The sequence below is a fragment of the Mesorhizobium sp. LNHC229A00 genome, from assembly GCF_000502415.1.
In the GTDB taxonomy this organism is placed as follows: domain Bacteria; phylum Pseudomonadota; class Alphaproteobacteria; order Rhizobiales; family Rhizobiaceae; genus Mesorhizobium.
The window spans coordinates 461,232-481,791 of the sequence record NZ_AYWQ01000002.1 but is presented as its reverse complement, the minus strand read 5'-3'; the positions used below and the strand labels follow the sequence as shown (position 1 = coordinate 481,791).

Annotated in this window: 18 protein-coding genes, 1 tRNA gene and 2 pseudogenes; 4 read left to right on the top strand and 17 right to left on the bottom strand. The window is 63.1% G+C overall.

Going from position 1 to position 20,560, the window contains the following annotated elements; translation table 11 throughout:
- Nucleotides 1–7 precede the first annotated feature (7 nt).
- The 12 genes from X742_RS164200 to X742_RS164245 form a co-directional block, all read right to left on the bottom strand.
- Nucleotides 8–769 (bottom strand): 3-ketoacyl-ACP reductase, encoded by a 762-nt coding sequence (locus X742_RS164200; protein ID WP_023770524.1) that lies wholly within the window; start codon nt 767–769, stop codon nt 8–10.
- Nucleotides 766–1,020 (bottom strand): GMC oxidoreductase, encoded by a 255-nt coding sequence (locus X742_RS1000000176690; protein ID WP_348524169.1) that lies wholly within the window; start codon nt 1,018–1,020, stop codon nt 766–768. The genes X742_RS164200 and X742_RS1000000176690 overlap by 4 nt, the downstream gene beginning before the upstream one ends.
- Complete coding sequence (locus X742_RS01000000169650; protein WP_348524165.1) at nt 951–2,267, bottom strand: GMC family oxidoreductase; 1,317 nt, start codon at nt 2,265–2,267, stop codon at nt 951–953. The genes X742_RS1000000176690 and X742_RS01000000169650 overlap by 70 nt, the downstream gene beginning before the upstream one ends.
- A 68-nt stretch (nt 2,268–2,335) precedes the next feature.
- Nucleotides 2,336–3,451, bottom strand: a complete 1,116-nt coding sequence (locus X742_RS164205; protein WP_023770523.1) for an ABC transporter ATP-binding protein — start codon at nt 3,449–3,451, stop codon at nt 2,336–2,338.
- 3 nt (nt 3,452–3,454) lie between these two features.
- Nucleotides 3,455–4,399, bottom strand: a complete 945-nt coding sequence (locus tag X742_RS164210) for a carbohydrate ABC transporter permease (RefSeq protein ID WP_023770522.1) — start codon at nt 4,397–4,399, stop codon at nt 3,455–3,457.
- Entirely contained in the window at nt 4,396–5,346 is a 951-nt protein-coding gene (locus X742_RS164215; RefSeq protein ID WP_015315823.1) for a sugar ABC transporter permease, read from the bottom strand. The genes X742_RS164210 and X742_RS164215 overlap by 4 nt, the downstream gene beginning before the upstream one ends.
- Nucleotides 5,347–5,435: 89 nt before the next feature.
- Complete coding sequence (locus X742_RS164220) at nt 5,436–6,689, bottom strand: ABC transporter substrate-binding protein (protein WP_031240042.1); 1,254 nt, start codon at nt 6,687–6,689, stop codon at nt 5,436–5,438.
- 58 nt (nt 6,690–6,747) lie between these two features.
- Nucleotides 6,748–8,259 carry an aldehyde dehydrogenase family protein gene (locus X742_RS164225; protein ID WP_023770520.1) on the bottom strand — a complete coding sequence of 504 codons (1,512 nt, stop codon included), beginning with the start codon at nt 8,257–8,259 and terminating at the stop codon, nt 6,748–6,750.
- 17 nt (nt 8,260–8,276) lie between these two features.
- Complete coding sequence (locus X742_RS164230; protein WP_023770519.1) at nt 8,277–9,053, bottom strand: enoyl-CoA hydratase/isomerase family protein; 777 nt, start codon at nt 9,051–9,053, stop codon at nt 8,277–8,279.
- Nucleotides 9,046–10,647 carry an acyl CoA:acetate/3-ketoacid CoA transferase gene (locus X742_RS164235; protein ID WP_023770518.1) on the bottom strand — a complete coding sequence of 534 codons (1,602 nt, stop codon included), beginning with the start codon at nt 10,645–10,647 and terminating at the stop codon, nt 9,046–9,048. The genes X742_RS164230 and X742_RS164235 overlap by 8 nt, the downstream gene beginning before the upstream one ends.
- Nucleotides 10,644–11,660 (bottom strand): Gfo/Idh/MocA family oxidoreductase, encoded by a 1,017-nt coding sequence (locus X742_RS164240; protein WP_023770517.1) that lies wholly within the window; start codon nt 11,658–11,660, stop codon nt 10,644–10,646. The genes X742_RS164235 and X742_RS164240 overlap by 4 nt, the downstream gene beginning before the upstream one ends.
- Nucleotides 11,657–12,715, bottom strand: a complete 1,059-nt coding sequence (locus tag X742_RS164245; RefSeq protein ID WP_023770516.1) for a LacI family DNA-binding transcriptional regulator — start codon at nt 12,713–12,715, stop codon at nt 11,657–11,659. The genes X742_RS164240 and X742_RS164245 overlap by 4 nt, the downstream gene beginning before the upstream one ends.
- Nucleotides 12,716–12,952: 237 nt before the next feature.
- Between X742_RS164245 and X742_RS164250 the strand changes: the two genes are divergently transcribed.
- The gene (locus X742_RS164250) at nt 12,953–14,107 is read left to right on the top strand and encodes a dihydrodipicolinate synthase family protein (protein ID WP_023770515.1); all 1,155 of its coding nucleotides are present in this window, start codon (nt 12,953–12,955) and stop codon (nt 14,105–14,107) included.
- A gap of 90 nt (nt 14,108–14,197) precedes the next feature.
- On the opposite strand, the gene X742_RS164255 is transcribed toward X742_RS164250, so the two are convergent.
- From X742_RS164255 to X742_RS0135980, 3 genes and pseudogenes are all read right to left on the bottom strand, one after another.
- Nucleotides 14,198–14,272: transfer RNA gene (locus tag X742_RS164255), tRNA-Val, on the bottom strand.
- 115 nt (nt 14,273–14,387) lie between these two features.
- Nucleotides 14,388–14,495, bottom strand: a pseudogene (locus X742_RS1000000173805) (response regulator); the annotation flags it as partial.
- Nucleotide 14,496: 1 nt separating this feature from the next.
- Nucleotides 14,497–14,826, bottom strand: a pseudogene (locus tag X742_RS0135980) (response regulator); the annotation flags it as partial.
- A gap of 162 nt (nt 14,827–14,988) precedes the next feature.
- Between X742_RS0135980 and X742_RS164260 the strand changes: the two are divergent.
- Together X742_RS164260 and hisN are read left to right on the top strand one after the other, a co-directional pair.
- The gene (locus X742_RS164260; RefSeq protein WP_023770513.1) at nt 14,989–15,930 is read left to right on the top strand and encodes an N-formylglutamate amidohydrolase; all 942 of its coding nucleotides are present in this window, start codon (nt 14,989–14,991) and stop codon (nt 15,928–15,930) included.
- Between the two features lie 368 nt (nt 15,931–16,298).
- Nucleotides 16,299–17,072, top strand: coding sequence for a histidinol-phosphatase (gene hisN, locus X742_RS164265; RefSeq protein WP_023770512.1), 774 nt, complete (start codon nt 16,299–16,301; stop codon nt 17,070–17,072).
- A 138-nt stretch (nt 17,073–17,210) separates the two neighbouring features.
- Here hisN and X742_RS164270 read toward each other — a convergent pair whose 3' ends face one another.
- Complete coding sequence (locus X742_RS164270) at nt 17,211–18,188, bottom strand: alpha/beta hydrolase (protein WP_023770511.1); 978 nt, start codon at nt 18,186–18,188, stop codon at nt 17,211–17,213.
- Nucleotides 18,189–18,666: 478 nt separating this feature from the next.
- Here X742_RS164270 and X742_RS164275 point away from each other — a divergent pair, with 478 nt between their 5' ends.
- A complete protein-coding gene (locus X742_RS164275; protein WP_013893124.1) occupies nt 18,667–19,134 on the top strand; it encodes an Hsp20 family protein in 468 nt (155 codons plus the stop codon).
- Nucleotides 19,135–19,215: 81 nt separating this feature from the next.
- Here X742_RS164275 and X742_RS164280 read toward each other — a convergent pair whose 3' ends face one another.
- Nucleotides 19,216–20,268: a low specificity L-threonine aldolase gene (locus tag X742_RS164280; RefSeq protein ID WP_023770510.1), complete on the bottom strand. Its 1,053-nt coding sequence runs from the start codon at nt 20,266–20,268 to the stop codon at nt 19,216–19,218.
- Nucleotides 20,269–20,560: the final 292 nt, after the last annotated feature.

The window sequence follows — 20,560 nt, the reverse complement described above, 5'->3', positions numbered from 1 at the left end:
CATCCGTTCATAGCCGGGGCACGGAGAGCGCGCCGTCGACATTGATGATCGAGCCGGTCGAAAAGCCCAGTCTCCCGGCAGCGAGCGCGGCCACCATGGCGCCGATGTCGGACGCTTCGCCCCAGCGTTTCGCCGGCACCAGGCCGCTGTCTATCAAAGCGTCATATTTGGCGGTCACGCCCGCCGTCATGTCGGTGCGGATAATGCCCGGCCGCAGCTCGAACACGCCGATGTTTTCCGGGGCCAGCCTGAGCGCCAGATTCTTCACCCACATCGAAAGCCCTGCCTTCGAGATGCAATATTCGGAGCGTTCCGGCGAGGCCATCTCGGCGCTGACCGAGGTGATGGTGATGATCGATTTTGGATGATCGCTGGGCTGGCGGAGCATCGCCCTGGCGACCGCCTGGCTGAGGAATACGGTGCCTCGCAGGTTGACGCCAAGCGCGCGGTCGAAATTGTCGGGTTCGAGGTCGAGCAGATCGCCACGCACGACGGCGCCGATGCCGGCATTGTTGACCAGGCAATCGACGCGGCCGAGGTCGCGCATGGCGGTTTCGACCAAGGCGGCGTGGCTAGAAAGATCGGCGATGTCGCAACTGACATAGGCAAATTTCGCGCCGCGCGCGGTTATGTCAGCGGCGAGCTCGCCTGCGGCTGTTTCGGCAAGGTCGGCCACGAGAATGTCGAAGCCGGCGTCGGCCAGCGCTTCGGCGCAGGCAAGGCCGATGCCGCGCGCGCCGCCGGTGACGATGGCCGCCGGGCGGGTCATGCGGCGAGGTCCGCTTTGCGGATGTGTTCGGCGACACGCAGCGCCTGCGCCGCGATCGACAGCGTAGGGTTCACGGCGGCCGAATTCGGCAGAAAACTGGCGTCGACGACGAACAGGTTCTTATGCTCGAAGGCGCGACAGAACGGATCGAGCGGCGACGTCGCCGGATCATCGCCCATTTTCACCGTGCCGCACTGGTGCGAGGGCGTGCGTTTGTCGAAAGGGCGCGACACACCAGGGGATAACCGCAGGCGCGAAAATTCTCGCGCATCACCTTGGTCAGCCCGTCGAGCGACTGCATGTTGGAGCGCCGCCATTGCATGACGATGTCCTTACCGTCGACCATGATGCGGCTTTCGGGGTCGGGCAGGTCCTCGCACATCAGATACCAGTCGACCGCATGGCCGGCCATGAAATCGAGCACGAATTTCGGCACCCGTTTCACATTGGCCTTTAGCATGTTTCCGTCGATCTTGCCGAGAAGCTGGACATTGCCGAGCGGTTTGCCGCCCTTGCCGCCCGTCAGATAGTAGTCGTTCAGCATCAGCGTCTTCTGGTAGACGGCATCGTTCCTGCGGCGCGGATCGATCGCCAGCATGGCGCTAGAATTGTGGTTCATGAAATTGCGACCCACCTGGTCGGAGCGGTTGGCGAGGCCTTTGCCATCGGGAGAAGGCGAGCGCAGCAGGATGACCGCTGAATTGACCGCGCCGGCCGACAGGATGACCAGTTTTGGCGACAGCTTCTTCAGCTCGCCGTTCTGGCGGTAATGAACCGCCGATATGGTTTTGCCGTCCGGAGCAGTCTCGAGATATTCGACATAGGCGCCGGTTTCGAGCTTGATGTTCGGATCGTTCAGTGCCGCCGCCAGCGGTGCGGTCTGGGCGTCCATCTTTCCCTGGCCAGTATTGGGGAAGGCGTCCCAGCCAGTCCTGCCCTCCTTCAGCCAGGTGTCGATGTCGACGCCGAGCGGGAGCGAGGCCGGATGCAGGCCCAGCCGCTTGAGCTCGGCGCGGGCACGCGCGATCGGCGCCTCGTCGGGCACAGGCGTATAGGCATAGGGGACCGAGTGGAACGGCTCGGTCGGATCCTCGCCGAGCGTGCCGCGGACGCGGAAAAGCTGCTCTGCCCTGGAATACCAAGGCTCGAATTCATCATAGGAAAACGGCCAGGCCGGCGAGACGCCGCCGAAGTGCTCCATGGTGGAGAAATCCTCTTTGCGGTAGCGGATCAGCACCGCGCCGAAGAATTTAGAATTGCCGCCGACATAATAGTAATTGCCCGGGTTGAATGCAGCGCCACCGGCCTCGCGCCACATCTCCTTCGGCCGGTAGTGGCCGTCAACGAAGATCGAGCGCGTGTCGCGCGCATGCGGGGTCGCCGGCAAGGGTTCGCCGCGCTCCAGCATCAAGATGGAAGCGCCGCTGCCGGCCAGGCCGGCGGCAACCGTGGCGCCGCCGATGCCGGAGCCGGTGATGACGATATCCGGGTTTGTCATTGTCTAGAGGTCTTTGTTCTGATGCATGTCATTGCCCCAAAACCAGACCCACTTTTGGGCGACACGCATTAGCGAATACGGCTCTCGGTCGCTGGATCGAAGAACACCGCCTTGGTCAGGTTGAAGGCGAGCAGCGTGTTGGTACCGGGCTGGATGTTGGCATCGGCGCGTAGTCGCGCCACCACGCCCTTGCCGCCGAGATTGGTGACGGCGAAGGTGTCGGAACCGGCCGGCTCCACCACCTCGATATGGCAATCGGCGGTGGCGATTTGCGAGGCGTTGCGCTCCGCGCCTTCCGGATCGGTGAGCGCCTCCGGACGAACGCCGAAGATGACCGGCTTGCCCTTGAACGCCGACAATCCGGCCGGGGCGTTGGCCATAGGCAAAGTGATCGGCTGGCGTGCCTCGCGATCGAGCACGACGGCGAGGTCGCCGCCATTGCCGTCGATGGTCGCCGGGATCAGGTTCATCGCCGGCGAACCCATGAAGTCGGCGACGAAGACATTGCTGGGGTTGTTGTAGATCTCGGCCGGCGTACCGAATTGCTGCACCTCGCCGTCGCGCATGACGGCGATCTTGGTCGCCAGCGTCATCGCCTCGATCTGGTCGTGGGTGACATAGACGATCGTCGTGCCCGTGGTGGCGTGCAGGCGCTTGATCTCGATGCGCATGTCGACGCGCAGCTTGGCGTCGAGATTGGAAAGCGGCTCGTCGAACAGGAACAGCTTGGGGTCGCGCACCAGCGCCCGGCCCATGGCGACGCGCTGGCGCTGGCCGCCCGACAGCTGGCTCGGCTTGCGGTTCAGCAGATGGCCGATCTGAAGCACCTTCGCCACCTTGTCGATCGCCTTCTGGCGCTCGTCGGCCGGCACGCCGCGCATCTCCATGCCGAAGGAGATGTTCCCGGCGACCGTCATGTTCGGGTAGAGCGCGTAGCTCTGGAACACCATGGCGATGTCGCGCTTGGATGGGTGCAGATCGGTGATGGTGCGGCCGTCGACGCGGATATCGCCAGAGGTGATCGTCTCCAGTCCGGCAATAGTATTGAGCAAAGTGGACTTGCCGCAGCCGGAAGGGCCGACCAGCACCAGGAAGCCGCCCTTTTCCAGCTCGAGATTGATCCCCTTCAGGATCTCGACCTGGCCGAAACGCTTCCTCAGACCATCAATTTCCAGAAAAGCCATTGGTTATCCTTTGACCGCGCCCGCCATCAGGCCACGCACGAAATAGCGGCCTGCGAGCACGTAGACGAGGAGGGTGGGCAGGGCCGCGATCATCGCGGCCGCCATGTTGACGTTGTATTCGACGACGCCGGTCGAGGTGTTGACGACGTTGTTGAGCGCCACCGTCATCGGCATGGCGTCGCCGGTGCCGGCATAGGCGGAGGCGAACAGGAAGTCGTTCCAGATGTTCGTGAATTGATAGATGACGGTGACGACGAAGATCGGCATCGAGTTCGGCAGCATGATGCGCCGAAAGATCTGGAAGAAGGAGGCGCCGTCGACCTGCGCGGCCTTGACCAGTTCGGTCGGGAACGCCTCATAATAATTGCGGAAGAACAGCGTGGTGAAGCCGATGCCGTAGACGACGTGGACGAACACCAGGTTCACCGTCGGGTTGCCGAGGCCGAAGCTGGTTCCGACCGTGTTCTGCAGCGTCACGCCGAACCGTCCGAGGCTGCCCAGGATCGTCGCCATCGGCAGCAATACCGATTGGAACGGGATGAAGCAGGCAAATAGCATCAGCCCGAACACCAGGGTCGCGCCGCGGAAACGCCATTTGGTCAGCACGTAGCCATTGAGCGCGCCCAACATGGTCGAGATAAGCACGGCCGGAACCACCATCTTGATGGAGTTCCAGAAATAACCCTTGATGCCGGCGCAGGTGAGGCCGACGCAGGTCTCGCCCCAGGCCTTGAACCAGGGGTCGAAGGTCGGCGCCTTTGGCAGCGCCAGCATGTTGCCGTTCTGGATCTCGTCCATGGTCTTGAACGAGGTCACCAGCATGACGAATAGCGGCATCAGGTAGAACAGCGCGAACAGCGCGAGAAGCCCGTAGATCACGATGCGGTTGACGATCTTGACGTTCATGCCGCCGCTGGCCTGGCGGACGGGAGTGGTCACGGCGCTCATCGCGACTTCTCCCTAAGTTCCGAATAGAGATAGGGCACGATGATGGCGACGATGGTCATCAGCATGATCACGGCGCTGGCCGAGCCGACGGCCATTTCGTTGCGCTTGAAGGTGTATTCATACATGAAGTTGGACGGCAGCCAGGCCGAGCCGCCGGGGCCGCCGCTGGTCAGTGCCACGACTAGGTCGTAGGATTTGATGGCAAGGTGCGCGAGCACGATGAAGGCCGACAGGAAGATCGGCCGCAACAGCGGAATGACGATGCGGCGATAGAGCTGGAAGGTGGTGGCGCCGTCGATCTGCGCCGCCTTCATGATCTCCCCGTCAATGCCGCGCAGGCCGGCCAGGAACATCGCCATGATGAAGCCAGAGGCCTGCCAGACGCCGGCGATGACCACGGTATAGATGACGAAATCCTTGTTCTTGATCCAGTCGAAATGGAAGCTCGTCCAACCCCATTGATGCAGCGTCTGTTCGAGACCGAGGCCGGGGTCGAGGAACCATTTCCAGGCAACGCCGGTGACGATGAAGGAGAGCGCCATCGGGTAGAGGTAGATGGGACGCAAAACCCCTTCGCCGCGAATCTTCTGGTCGAGCAGGATGGCCAGGAACAGGCCGAGCGCCAGGCAGATCAAAATGTAGAGAAAGCCGAAAATCCCCATATTGGTGATCGACGTGTACCAGCTCGATGGCGGGTCGGTGTCGAAGGTCCAGCCCCACAATCGCTGATAGGCGCGCGCGCCCGTAATGGCATAGGAGGGGAAGGTCTTGGAGTTGGTGAAGGACAGGTAGATCGTCCACAGGATGAAGCCGTAGACGAAGACGATGGTGATGGCGAAGCTCGGCGCCAGCACGATCTTGGGCAAGGCATCCTGCAGGCGCGAGCGCACCGAGGTGCGCGACCGCTCCGGTGTCAGCTTGATCTGGGTTGTCGCTACACTGCTCATGGGGTTCCTCCCGTCGGCGTCCGGGCGATCGGCCTCACGGACCGGAAACCTTCCCCGCCGGAGCGGGGAAGGTGTTTTGTGGCCGGCGCTTACTTGGCGTCGTCGATCGCCTTGACCAGTTCGGTCACGGCCTCGTCCGAGGTCTTGATCTGACCGTGGACAAACTTCGAGACGACGTCCTTATAGGCATTGGCGACAGCCGGAGGCGCGCCATAGCCCTGGGCCAGCGAGCCGAACAGGGTGCCGCCTTCGTTGGCCTTCTTCAGGTCGGCGATACCCTTCTTGCCGCAAGCGTCGAAGTCGGTGTCAGGCACGTCGGTGCGGGCCGGAACCGAACCCTTGACGACGTTGAAGGCCGACTGAAAGCTCTTCGACAAGGTGGCGGTGGCCAGAGCGACCTGGGCGGCCTTGCGGTCGTCCGGAACGTTGAACATGCCGAACATGTCCGAGTTGTAGATCACCGAACCGTCGGTGCCCGGGAAGCGGTAGCAGAGGAAGTCCGTGCCCGGCGTCTTTTTGGCGGCGTGGAACTCGCCCTTGGCCCAGTCGCCCATGACCTGCACCAGCGCATCGCCCTTGATGACCATGGCGGTGGCGAGGTTCCAGTCGCGGCCAGAGAAGTTCGGGTCGACATAGGTGACGAGCTTGGCGAGATTGTCGAACGACTTCTTCATCGTGTCGGACTTGAGCGACGCGTCGTCGAGGTCGTTCATCGCCTTCTTGTAGAACTCAGGTCCGCCGGTCGACAGCACGACGGAATCGAACATGGTTGCTTCCTGCCAGTTCTGGCCACCAAGCGCGAGCGGGGTGACCCCGGCCGCCTTGGCCTTGTCGAGCAGGGCGATGAAATCATCGAAGGTCTTCGGCTCGGTGCCGCCGATCTTGTCCATCACCGACTTGTTGATCCAAAGCCAGTTGACGGAGTGGACGTTGACAGGAGCGGCAACCCACTTGCCCTCATAGACGGAGAATTTCTGCAGGGCGGCCGGAACCGACTTGTCCCAGCCTTCCTTCTTCGCCGTCTCGGTGAGGTCGCCCATGACGCCGGCAGCGGCATAGTCGAGCACGGTGTAGCCGAGCATCTGCGAGGCGGTCGGATAGTTGCCGGCCGCGACCATCGCCTTCAGCGCGGTCATGGCGGCATCGCCGCCGCCGCCGGCCACGGGGACGTCCTTCCAGGCATAGCCTTCCTTGGCCAGATCGCCCTTGAGCACGTTGAGAGCAGCCGCTTCGCCACCCGACGTCCACCAATGCAGCATCTGCACTTCCTTGACGTCCTCGGCATGGGCCGCGAAAGCCAGGCCCGAAGCGAGCGCCGTTCCGATAAGCAGTTTGCGCAACATGTACTTCCTCCCTTGTTGCATTACACGACCGGTGGCAGCCCACCGGGTTCTTCCCAACTCAGCCGACCCACCAACCGGTGCGCTGGCCGCGATGAAACTGGATTGTCTTTTCCTCGGTATAGTCCTCGACAGCGCGCTTGCCGAGTTCGCGGCCCAGGCCCGACTGCTTGTAGCCCCCGAACGGCAGTTCTGGATAACCTTCCATGAACGTGTTCACCCAGACAGTCCCCGAACGCACGCCCCGCGCCACCGACATGCAGGTGTCGATGCTGGCGCTCCACACACCCGCCGACAGACCATAGGGCGTGTTGTTGGCGATGCGCAACGCCTTTTCAATCGATTCAAAAGTCAGCACCGAGAGCACCGGCCCGAACACTTCCTCGCGCGCGACCGTCATGTTTTCGGTGACGTTGCGTAAGATCGTCGGATCGAGATATTGGCCGGCATTGGAAGGGAGTTGCGCGCCGCCACTGTAGATGCTGCCGCCCTCACTCGCTGCGGCCGCGACGTAACCCGTTACCTTGGCCAGATGGTCGGACGAAATCATCGCGCCGACCTTGGTTAGGTCGTCGAGCGGATCGCCCACGGTTACCCTGGCGGTCAATGCCTTCACGGCGGCCAGGAAGTCGTCGGCGATCGCCTCATGCACGATCAGCCGGCTGCCGGCATTGCAGCACTCGCCGGCGTTGAAGAAGCCGCCGAATACCGCGGCATCGGCAGCTGCCTCGAGATCGGCATCGGGGAAGACGATCTGACCGTTCTTGCCGCCGAGTTCCATCGAAACCTTCTTCAGGGAATTCGAGGCCGCGGCCATGGTCATCTTGCCGACACGGGTGGAACCGGTGAACGAAACCATCTCGACCAGGGGATGGCTGACCATCGGCGCGCCGACATCGGCGCCGAGACCGGCGAGGATATTGACGACGCCAGCGGGAACGCCGGCTTCCAAGAGGATATTGCCAAGCACGAAGGTCGAGGCAGACGTCATCTCGCTTGGCTTGACCACGGCCGTGCAGCCGGCAGCGAGCGCGAAAGGCAGTTTCTGGCTGACGATGAGGAACGGGAAATTCCACGGCGTTATGATCGAGACGACGCCGATCGGCTCGCGCAGCACGACGCCCAGCATGGCATCGCCGAGATTGGCGTAGCTTTCGCCGTGCAACGTTCGGGCAAGCGAGGCGGCATAGCGCCAGATGTCGACGGCGCCGCCGATCTCGCCGCGCGCTTGGGCGATCGGCTTGCCGGATTCCAGCGCATCGAGCCGGGCGATGTCTTCCAGCCGGATCTCGATCAGGTCGGCGGCCTTGAGCAGGATCGCGGCGCGTTCGGACGCTTTCATGCGCGGCCAGGGGCCGGTCTCGAAGGCCCTGTGCGCCGCCTGCACCGCTGCTTCCACTTCGGCGGCACCCGCCTGGGCATAGTGTGAAACCATGAAGCCGTGGCCGGGGCTCTTGCGTTCCAGCACGCGGCCATCGCGGGCATCGACATGCTTGCCGTCGATCAGAAGCTTGTATGCTTTAGGGGCCACGGAGGCCTCGGCAGGCATGGAAATCCTCAGAGGTGCATTCATATGATTTCCACTCTGTCCTAGGAACGCGAAAACACGGGCTTCTGCTTGGTCTTGAAGGACCCGACGCCGGCCTTGAGATCGCCGGTGAGCGCGATGAAGCCGCTGGCCAAGGCTTCTGTCGCAGCGGCACTTTCCTCGCCCTCCGCAACCGCGATCATGAGCTTGGCGGCTTCGGTCGCCAGTGGTCCGCGTTCGGCGATTTTTTCAGCCCAGATCCTGGCTTCATCCGACGCCTTGCCGGTTTCGACGACGCGGTCGACGACACCCAGCGCAAGCGCTTCCGGTGCCAGGAAAATCTCGCCACCGACAGCCATGCGACGCACCGTCTGGGCGCCGAAGCGACGCACCGCGCGTTGCGTGCCGGACCAGCCGGGGACGACGCCGATCGAGGTCTCGGGGAAGCCGAGCTTCACCTGCGTTTCGGCGACGCGGAAATCACAAGCCACAGCCAGTTCCAGCCCGCCGCCGAGCGCGTGGCCGGACAGAACGGCGATGGTCGGTTGCCGCAGCCGCGCCAGCCGGTCGAAGACACGGTGGCCGTAGCGCACCCATTGCACCTGGAAATCGGCTGCGCTCATGCTCCCCCAGGCCTCGACATCGCCGCCGGCGCAAAACCCCTTGCCTTGTCCGCTTATGAGGACGACACGGACATCCTCCGCGCTCTCCGCCTCCTCCAGCGCCGCTTCCAGCGCGCGCAGCATCGGGATATCGAGCGCGTTGAACTTTTCCGGACGGCGCAAGGTGACAACGCCGATCGCGCCATCCCGCTCGAAGGTGACGAGGCGCTCAGCCATGCGCGCCTCCGAGCAAGGCGCCGCCATTCAGGGACAGGCCGATCGGCCGATCCTGGTAGAGCGGCGCCGGCGTCACCTTAAGGTCGTTGGCTACATTGAGCGGGATCTCGGCCTGCGCCAGCACATCGCGCTCGAGGTCGATGCCCGGCGCCAGTTCCGTCACCATCAGCCCGTCCGGCGTCAACTTCATGACGCAACGCTCGGTGACATAGGTGATGTCCTGTCCCTGCGCGACGGCGCGCTTGCCGGAGAAGGAGATGTGCTCGACCTCCTCGACGACTTTCCTGACCTTGCCTTCCTGGTCGATGCGGATGCCGCCATTGGCGAGCGACAGCTTGGCCCCGGCATTGAAGAAGCCGGAAAAGACGATCTTCTTCGCCCGTGAGGTGATGTCGACGAAGCCGCCGGCGCCTGCGGTGACATGCGGCCGCGCCGAAAGCCTGGAGACGTTGACCGAGCCGTGGCGGTCGATCTGCAGGAAGGAGAGCAGCGAAGCGTCGAAGCCGCCGGCCTGGAAATAGATGAACTGGTGCGGCGAGGGCATGATCGCCTCGGCGTTGGAGGCGCAGCCGAACTTGAAGTCGAGCAACGGCACGCCGCCGACCGCGCCCTGTTCGATCAGCCAGGTGACCTTGCCGTGCTGGCCTTCTTCCAGAAGAATACGCGGCACGTTGGCCGAAATGCCGAAGCCGATGTTGACGGCCATGCCGTCGCGAAGCTCCATGGCGACACGGCGGGCGATTACCTTCTGAACATTCATCTCCGGCGTGCGGAAGCTCGACAGCGGCCGGAAGATTTCACCTGAAATCGCCGGGTCGTAAGGCGTCAGCGTCGTCTGCAACTGGTCCGGCGCGACGACAATATGGTCGACCAGCACGCCGGGCACGCGCACGTCATGCGGCTTCAGCGTGCCGTTCTCGACGACGCGCTTGACCTGCGCGATGACGATGCCGCCATTGTTGCGGGCGGCGAGCGCCTGTTCGAGGCCGCCGAGATAGGCGCCCTCATGCTCGTAGGTCAGGTTGCCGCGCTCGTCCGCCGTGGTGGCGCGAATGATCGAGACCTGGGGCACGATGGCGCGGAAATAGAGCCATTCCTCGCCGTCGAATTGCTGCACCGACACGATGGGTTCGCCGGCGGCGGCGTTCATGGCGCAGCCCTGATGGCGGGGGTCGGCGAAAGTGTCGAGGCCGACCTTGGTCAGCACGCCCGGCCGCTTGGCCGCGGCTTCGCGGTGCATGTCGAACAGGATGCCGGACGGCACGTTATAAGCGGCAACCGCATTGTCGCCGATCATCTTCCAGATTTGCGGCGGCTCGGCGGAGGAGGGGCCTGACGGATAGGAGCCGCACAGCGTACGCTTCAAGAGGCCAGGCTTCGCCAGATGATCGATGCCCTTGATGCCATACATGTCGCCGGCGGCGATCGGGTGCAGCGTGGTGATATCCTTCGGATGGCCCTCGCTGTCGAAGCGTTCGCCGATCGCGGCGAGCACGGCGTCCGGACACCCGAGGCCGCTCGACGAGGACACCGAGACGACCATGCCGTCCTTGATCAGGCCGGCGGCGTGCGCCGATGAGACGACCTTGCTCAATTCATGCTCCCGAGTTTCGGGTCGATCTTGACGGTCTTGCCGGAAGCCGCCGATTGCAATGCCGCCTCGGCAGAGGCGAGCGACCAGATGCCGTCCTCGCCGGTGGCGGGAGGCTGGCCCTCGCCGCGGACCGCGGCATGGAACCCGCGTACCGACCTCGTGTAGAGATCCTCGCGGTCGAAGCTCAACTGTTCTTCGCCGCTGGCGGTGCGCAAGAGGACCGAGCCGGCCGGCTTTTGCGTCATCACATCGCGGGCGATGAGCGAGCCCCGCGAGCCGTGCACCTCGAAGCCGGTGTCGGCAAACCTGGTGGTGAATCCCTCATGCGATTGCGCGATAAGGCCCGATTTGAAGCGCCAGAGGCACATGGCGCCATCTTCCAGCCCGCTGCCGGCCATGCCGGCGGATTGCGTGAAAGCGGAAACCTCGACCGGATCGTCGCCAAGCACGAAGCGCAGCGTGTCGGCATCGTGCACGGTGATGTCGAGCACCACCCCGCCGCCCGCCTCCGGTCTGGTGATGCGCCAGCCCTGCAGGTTTTCGGGCAGGTAGACGGAATGGAAGACACGCGCGGCAATGGGGTTGCCGATGCGGCCCGCGGCAACGGCGTCGCGCATGGCACGGTGCGCGCCGGCATTGCGCAGATGATGATTGGTCCCGAGCACGATGCCCGCGGCCTTGGCCGCGGCGACCATCTTGCGTGCGTCATCGCTGGTCAGCGCCAGCGGCTTCTCGCACAGCACATGCTTTCCCGCCCTGGCGGCGGCCAGCGCCTGTTCGAAATGCAGTTCATTGGTGGTCGAGATGTAGACGGCGTCGATGTCGGATCCGAGCAAGGCATCGAGACTTGATACGGCGGCTGGAATGCCATTTTCCATTGCATAGGCCATGGCGCGTTCGGGATTGGAGCTCATCACCGCTGATATTTCGCCATCGGGTTGCGCGCGAATGGCGTCGATCATGAATTGCCGGGCGATCGTGCTGGAGCCGATCAGCCCCCATTTGACGCTCATGTCGCGGTTCCCGCCGCCGCGGGCCTTTTTCGCGTGCGGCGATCCGGGCCGCAGCTTTCCCTGACCACGAGATTGACAGCGCCGATATGATCCTCGGCCCGCGTGGTGCGCGACTGGATCATCTTGATCATGACGTGGGCCGCGCGTTCGCCGAGGCCGGCGGAGTCCACCGCTACGCTGGTCAGCGGCGGCATATAATGTTCGGCCTCGACCACGTCGTCGAAGCCGACGACAGCGAAATCCGCGCCCGGCTCAAGTCCGCGCTTGCGCAGCGCCAGCATGACGCCAAAGGCTACGGCATCGTTGAAGCACAGGGCCGCGGTTGGCGGCTCGGTCATTGCGAGCGACGTTTCCAGGCAGGCCATGCCGCCCTTGCGATTGGTCTCGCCCTCGATGATAAGCGCGTCGCGGGCGTCGATGCCGAGGGTGTCGCAGGCCTCGCGAAAGCCGCCCAGGCGCTCATGATAGACGACGAGGTCGGACGAGCCGCCGAAGAAGGCCAGGCGGCGATGCCCCTTGCCAACCAGATGCGAGGTCGCGAGATAGGCGCCCCGATGATTGTCGGGAGCAATCACCGGAATGCGGCTTTCAGGCAGCCGGCGCATGGCGAAGGCAATCGGCAGACCGGCTATTTCCAGCCGCCGGAACGCCCCTGGCGTCGTGCCGCGCGCCGGGGAAACGATGAGCCCGGCGACGCCCTGTTCCATCAGAGACTTCAGCACCTCTTCCTGGCGCACCGGATTCTCGGCCGTGTTGGCGATGAAGGGCACGATGCCGGCCGACTGGAAGACCCGTTCCATGCCGACCGCCAGCTCGGCGAAGAACGGGTTGGTGAGATCGTTGATGACCATGCCGATGACGTTGGAGTGGGCCTTGCGCAGATTGGCGGCGCCGCGGTTGTAGACATAGCCGACATCCTCGATCGCCTTGCGGACCTTGACCGCGGTTTCGGGGCGGATCAGCCCGCTGCCCTGGAGCACGAGCGACACCGTCGATTTGGACACGCCCGCTTCCCGGGCAATGTCGAAGATCGTCGCCTTCGCCCGGCTGGCCATCCAGATATCCTCCCCAGTTTTTTCAATTGGTTTATTGGAACGTTCTAATATCTGTTCCACGGATGAGTCAATCAGGATTTTTCTCGATCAAGAGAAGTGGTCATGGGTGGTCAAATATAGCCTCCCCGAGGCTTTCCGTGTGCAGCGCAACATTGGCCGAGTTTGGCCAGCTCGAATCTCAAAGCTTGTTGATTTATTGGAACGTTCCATTTATAGGAGCCGCGAAGGGAGACATCCATGGACATTGCCTTGCCTGGCGAGGGTGGCCGCGGCACACCCTACGCCCTTGTCGGACAGCCGGTCCAGCCGGTGATCGGCGCGCGGTTTCCGCGCATCACCTATGCCGCCGCGCATGTCGTCGCCGATCCGCTGGGAATGACAGATCCATGGTCGCGGCCCGTTGTCGATTGGGACAGGACGATGGCGTTTCGTCATCATCTATGGCGGCTCGGCTTCCGCATCGCCGAGGCGATGGACACGTCGCAGCGCGGCATGGGTTTCGATTGGACGAATGCGCAGGAATTGATCCGCCGTTCAATCGCGGAGGCGCGGACCGTCGCTGGCGCCGATCTCGCCTCGGGTGCGGGAACCGACCATCTGGCTCCGTCGAGGGCCCGGGCTGTCGACGACGTGGTCGCCGCCTATGAGGAGCAGTTCGCCTTCATCGAAGGCCAGGGCGGCAAGGCGATCATGATGGCCAGCCGCGCGCTGGCGGCCGTGGCGAAGGGGCCGGACGATTACGCCCTGGTTTACGACCGCATATTGGGCCAGGCCTCCGGCAAGGTCATCCTGCACTGGCTGGGCGACATGTTCGATCCGGCCTTGAAAGGCTATTGGGGAAGTGACGATTTCGAGACCGCGCTCGATACGGTGATCGCCATCATGGAGCGCAATGCCGGCAAGGTCGAAGGCATCAAGATATCGCTGCTCGACGCCGGCAAGGAAGTGGCGCTCAGGAACCGGCTGCCGGACGGCGTGATGATGTTCACCGGCGACGACTTCAATTATCCCGAGCTGATCGCCGGAGACGGCAAGCGGCACTCGCATGCGCTGCTCGGCATTTTCGACGCGATCGCGCCGGCCGCCAATGCCGCGCTGGCGAAACTGGCTGACGGCGATCGTGCCGGCTACGACGCGCTGATGGCGCCGACCGTGCCGCTGTCACGAAAAATCTTCGAGGCGCCGACTGAATATTACAAGGCCGGCATTGTCTTCATGGCCTGGCTCAACGGCCACCAGGACCATTTTTCGATGGTCGGCGGCATGCAGTCGGCGCGCGGCATCCGCCATTATGCCGAAGTCTTTCGCCTCGCCGACCAGGCAGGGTTGCTGGCCGACCCCGACCTTGCCATTTCGCGGATGAAAAGCCTGTGTGCTGTCGCGGGGGTCTAAACGCGTTTCGCGATCGGATCACCCGTCGTCCATTTCCGGTAGCGCCAAGACAGGCGCGCCATGCTGCAAGGCCCGAATGTGTGGGTTGGATGGTGGGCGTGACAGGGATTGAACCTGTGACCCCTGCAATGTCAATGCAGTGCTCTCCCGCTGAGCTACACGCCCATCCGAAGCCGCGCATACACCATTTTTGGTCAGGCGCGTCAATAGCAGGAAAAGAGGAAAAACACGTCGTCCCGCCGCGGCCGTGGACCGACGCCGGCGGCTTGCGGAAGGCGGTTCAAGCCGCCTGCAGCATCTTCTCGACCTCGTTGACCAGATCGCGCAGGTGGAAGGGCTTGGACAGCACCTTGGCGTCTTTCGGCGCCTTGGAATCCGGGTTCAGCGCNGACCAGATCGCGCAGGTGGAAGGGCTTGGACAGCACCTTGGCGTCTTTCGGCGCCTTGGAATCCGGGTTCAGCGCGACGGCGGCAAAACCGGTGATGAACATTACCTTGAGGTCGGGATCGATCTCGGTGGCGCGCCGCGCCAGTTCGATGCCGTCCATCTCCGGCATGACGATGTCGGTCAGAAGCAGCGAGAACGGTTCCTCGCGCAGCCGCTCATAGGCACTGGCGCCGTTGTCGAAATCGCTGACCTGATAGCCGGCGCGCTCCAGCGCCTTGACGAGGAACCGGCGCATATCGTCGTCGTCTTCCGCCAGAAGAATGCGTGCCATGATATCCCGTCCGAATCACCCGCCCGAGACTGCCGTGGAGCAGGCCCGTTAACCATCCTGTATATGAGGAGGTGAGAGTAAACATCAAGTGAACGCGGACGCGCCTGACCCATATTTGCCCAGCGGCACGACCGCCGAAATGCTGGACATGCGGCCAGCAAGGTGGCAGTTTCATGCCATGATGCACTGGTGTTTTCGGGTTCGTTCAAATTGAAGACGGCAGCCGAGGATTTTTCGGTCTTTCCACCCTTCGAAATCCGGTCGGGCGCCGAGCAGCGCGTCCCCTTCCTGTTCAACTCGCCGCATAGCGGCCGCTACTATCCCGAACGCTTCCTTGCCATGGCAAGGCTCGATCGCAATGCCATCCGCCGCTCGGAGGATTGCTATGTCGACGAGTTGTTCGGCGGCGCCGTGGCGCTCGGCGCCCCGATGCTGGCGGCGAATTTCCCGCGCGCCTATCTTGACGTCAACCGCGAGCCCTGGGAACTCGACCCACGCATGTTCGCCGAGCCGGTGCCGTCCTTCTGCAACATCCGCTCCGCGCGCGTGGCCGGCGGCCTCGGCACCGTGCCGAAGCTGGTGGGCGAGGGGCTCGACATCTATTCGGGCCGCTTGCCACTCGCCGAGGCGGTTGCCCGCATCGAGGCCGTCTACAAGCCCTATCACGAAACGCTGAAACGGCTTTTGACCAAGACCCACGCCCGGTTCGGCTTTGCCGTGCTGATCGATTGCCATTCGATGCCGGCGAGCATCCGTGTCGGCGACAGCGGGCTGCGGCCGGATTTCATCATCGGCGACCGTTTCGGCATCTCGGCCACCGCGGCCCTGACCGAAACCGCGATCGGCCTATTGACCGCGATGGGCTATACGGTTGCCCACAACAAGCCTTATGCCGGCGGGTTCATCACCGAGCATTACGGCCGTCCGGCGCGTCATTTGCATGCGCTGCAGATCGAGGTCAATCGCGGGCTCTACATGAATGAGCGGACATTCGAGAAAGCCGCCGGCTTCGACGCGCTGGCCGACGATCTGACGCGGTTTTCAGCCGACCTGATGGCGATGCCGGACCATCATTTCATCGACCTGCCGCTGGCCGCGGAGTAAGGCCACGCCTTGTCTCATGCGTGCCACTGCCCAAGATTTTGTGTGCTTCTTTGGGCGGCCCGCTCCAGGAGCGGCCGTGAAAAAAAGACCGCATCGTTTGCACGATACGGTCGAAGTCTAGGGAGGAAACGCCCAAGGAGGGCATGGACAGGAAACCCTGTCCGAGATTGAGGGTATTGTGCAGCGCACAAATGTCAAGCGACGTTTAGGCTTTTTTAATTCAGAGTGATGTGGAAATTGCGTTTCGATGACGTTGGAGTGACATTCCGGCAACAGTCATCGCGGCGTATAAATCGATAAACAAGCTTGTCTTGGCGGCGAAGTCGCGGCAGGCCCGGCTCGGGCGCGCTGCAAAGCGGGAGAATCAGTTGGACATCAGCATCGATTTCATGCGCCGTATCGCGCAAGCGGCGGCGGCGGAGACCTTGCCGCGCTTCCGCGCCCAGGGCGCGGTCGCCAACAAGGAAAAAGGCAGCTTCGATCCGGTCACGGAGGCCGACCGCGAGGCCGAGCGCGCGATCCGGGCGCTGATATCGGCCGAGTATCCCGATCACGGCATCCTGGGCGAAGAACATGGCAGCGAGAACATCTCCAGCCGGCATGTCTGGGTGATCGATCCGATCGATGGCACGCGCGCCTTTATCTCCGGCCTGCCGGTGTGGGGGACGCTGGTCGGGCTGACGATCGATGGTGACGCGGTCGCCGGCATGATGGCGCAGCCCTTCACCGGCGAGCTGTTCTACGCCAACGCCTCTGGATCTCACTATGAGGGGCCGGGAGGGCCCCGCAAGCTGACGACCCGCAAGACGACGAAGCTGGCCGAGGCCACGTTGTTCACCACAACGCCGGCGCTGTTCAAGGGCGAAGCGCGCAATCGCTATGACGCGTTCGAGCGGCAAATCCAGCTCGCCCGCTATGGCGCCGATTGCTATGCCTTCGCCATGATCGCCTCGGGGAGCGTCGACATCGTCGCCGATCCCGGCTTGAAGCCCTACGACATCGTCGCGCTGATCCCGATCATCGAGAAGGCAGGCGGGGTCGTCACCACTTTCGATGGCGGGCCGGCGGAGAATGGCGGCGACGTGCTGGCGGCCGCGACACCGGAGCTTCATGCCGCCGCCATGGCTGCCCTGCGCGGCTGAGGTCACTTCCGGTCGGCGCGGGCTATGGAGCGCTGGAATTCCGCGGGGCGTATCCGTAGACCTGCTTGAACGCCGCCGACGTCTTTCTTCCTGACAATGGGGTTCAGCCATGCCGGCCTTGGAAGAGCCGCGGGCCTGTCAGGCTGTCGGGTCGTCCGAGCCGGGGACGAAGGCGTCGAAGGCGGCGAGGAATTGTTCGCGGTAGAGATCGGCTTCCTGCAGGATCTCGTGCTTGGCGCCGTCGATCATCAACAGCGAACCCAGCCTTAGATTTCTCGCATATGCCTCCACCGCCCTGGTCGAGACGACCTGGTCGGCGCCAGCGGCAATGATCAGCAGAGGCACCTGAATGCGGGCCATGAAGTCGGGGTCGCTAATGGCTGCCGACGCCTTCGCCGCTGCCTGCAGCCAGCGGATCGTCGGGCCGCCGAGCGCCATTTGGGGATATTCTTCATAAATGCGCGTGTTACGGCGATAGCGTTGCGGATCCGATGTCACCTTGTTGGCTTCGAAGGGCAGCGTGTGTCTCGGCCTTGGACCCCAGGCGGCATAGAGCCAGCCGAGCCCCAGGGCGCAGAAAAACGAACAGATCCGGCGCACCGTCCCTATCGAGACCGGCAGGTCGGGCAATGTCAGGAACGGCGCGATCAGCACCATGCGCCGCACGCGGTTCACCATCGACGGCGCGGCAAGCAGCGCGATCACAGCGCCGGCCGAATGGGCGAGGATATAGTACGGTCCGCGGCAGTCCGGCAGCACGATCTCTTCGAAGAACTGCTCCAGGTCAGCCGTATAGTCGCGGAACGACCTGACATAGCCACGCTGGCGATCGCGGATCAGCCTGTCGGAACCGCCCTGACCGCGCCAGTCTAGGATGGCGACACCAAAGCCGCGTGCGGCAAGGTCGCGGATGGTCTCGAAATATTTCTCGATGCACTCATTACGGCCGCCGAGCAGCACCACGGTGCCCCGCATCGGCCGCGCCACCGCCGCGAACAGGCCATAACGTATTTTCTTGCGGTCGCGCGTGGTGAAAAAGCCGCCCTTGGCGTTTTCCGGTCGCGGATTGCCCTCGGTTTCGTGGAAGAGCGGAGTGTCGTGGAAAAGATCCGTCATTCGGCGCTTTGTGCTCGGCGTCCTTGCGCGCCAGTCGGTCGCGGCTGGCATCGTTACGGTGATAGACGCCAACACATCAAAAGCAAAGCAAATCCGGGTTATGGAGGACTGCGACGGGGAAGGCCGGAAGCGGCTTTGAGCGCGCTTCCGGCCCCTGTCGATCCGGGAGGAAGGGACGTTAACACCCGGTTCGGCCTCGTTGCGGCATCCCGGTAAATCCGGCGCCGCCAACCCTTGATCTTGAAAGCCACTTTAGGGCTGGCTGTCTGAACGGACGCCGAAGCACCGGTTCATCTGCCGTTCATCGAAGGTTGGCCGCCTCGTTCTTTTTTGCCGTCAAACGAAACTTGAAATGCTTTCGAGCGCTCCCCAGATGTGGGTTGCGGTCGCCAATGGGGCCGCTGGTCCTCCCGAAACGCCGCTCGCGGGTTTCGCACCGACCATACGCAAACCATGTTGCTCAACAGGAGAACACCTCATGCGTCACGTTGATTTTTCCCCGCTTTACCGTTCGACCGTCGGCTTCGACCGTCTCTTCACGATGCTGGATTCGCTTGCGCAGCCCGACGGCGCGCAGACCTATCCGCCCTATAACATCGAGCGCACCGGCGAGGATTCCTACCGGATTTCGATGGCCGTCGCTGGATTCTCGGACGAGGAAATCTCGATCGAAGCTCACCGTAACGTGCTGACCGTGAAGGGCGAGCGCAAGGACGAGGGCACCGGCGAGGGTTCCGAACTGCTCTATCGCGGCATTGCCTCCAGAGCCTTCGAGCGCCGCTTCCAGCTTGCCGATCACGTTGAAGTCGTCGGCGCCGCGCTGAAGAACGGCCTGCTCTTCGTCGACCTCAAGCGCAACATTCCCGAAGAGCTGAAGCCGCGCAAGATCGCGATCACCTCGGCTCCGGCCAAGGCCAAGCAGATCGAGGCCAAGACGGCAGCCTGACAGCCGAATAAAAATCCAAAGTCTCCTCCCGAGACGGAAGCGGCGCCGCGAGGCGCCGCTTTTTTGTCCGAAGTTTGATTGTTATCCGGCGATCAACTGGCCAAAGCGGTCGACTTCCTCAGTCGTCGTGGCAAAGCTGGTGACGAAGCGATAGAGCAGTTCGTCCTCGCCGATATGGCCGTCAAAACCATGCGGCCTGTGCCAGTCATAGAAGGCCGCGCCTGCCGCCTGCAGTCTGTCGGCTTCGGTTTTCTTAATCACCGCGAACACCTCATTAGCCTGCGGCAGCCAAGCGAGCTTGGCGGTGGCCGAATCCTCGATCGCCGCTGCGAGGCGCGCGGCCATGGCATTGGCATGCCTGGCGGTGTCGAGCCAAAGCCCGTCCTTGAAATAGGCTTCGAACTGCGCCGCGACGAAACGCGACTTCGAAAGCAGCTGTGCGGCACGCTTGCGCAGGAAGGCCAGTTCCTTGGCACGGTCGAGGTCGAACAGCACGATCGCCTCGGCGCACCAGCAACCATTCTTGGTACCGCCGAAGGACAGGACATCGACCCCGCGTTTCCAGGTCATTTCGGCCGGCGTGGTGTCGAGCGCGGCCAGCGCATTGGCAAAGCGGGCGCCATCCATGTGCAGGGGCACGGAATGCTGTTTGGCGATGGCCGAGATCGCGTCAATGTCGTCCAGACCATAGACGGTGCCGACCTCGGTCGACTGGGTGATCGAGACGGCCATCGGCCGGCCCCAATGGACGACCTCACTTGCGAAACGGCCGATCGCCCTGTCCAGATCGGGCGGATCGATCTTGCCCAGGGGACCGTCGACGGCGTGCAGCCGCGAGCCGCCGGAAAAATACTCCGGCGCGCCACATTCATCCTCGATGACATGCGATTCTCGGTGAGCGAAGGAAATGCCGCCCGGCTTGTTGAAGGTGGTCAACGACAGCGAATTGGCGGCGGTGCCGGTTGCCACGAAGAACACCGCGACCTCGCGTTCAAAAATTTCACTGAAGCGCTGATAAACCGTCTCGTCGAGGGCGCTGTCACCATAGGCGGTGGCAAAGCCACCGGCCGCGGCCGACAGGCCGGCAACGATATTGGGATGGGCGCCTGCCCAATTGTCGGAAGCGAAGAACATGTATCTGCCTGTGTTGGGGAATTCAGCCGGAGTTGACCGGTTTAACGCGCCGACCGCAAGGGCCAGGCGCCGGAAAACCGTTGAAGCCAGCCAACGTGGCGGCAAGCGTGGACGACTTAAGCTTACGTTTTTCGGGAACTCCGGGTAATTTTATGTCGCGGATGCTCCAAGTTTTTTGTGAATCGGTCTTGTGCGCGTTTACGAATTCTGCCATAAAAATTTAGGACAGTAGTGCTGTCTTATTTTGTCGCACAAAACAGGCCGGATTGGCGTAACATATTGGCCTCTCCGG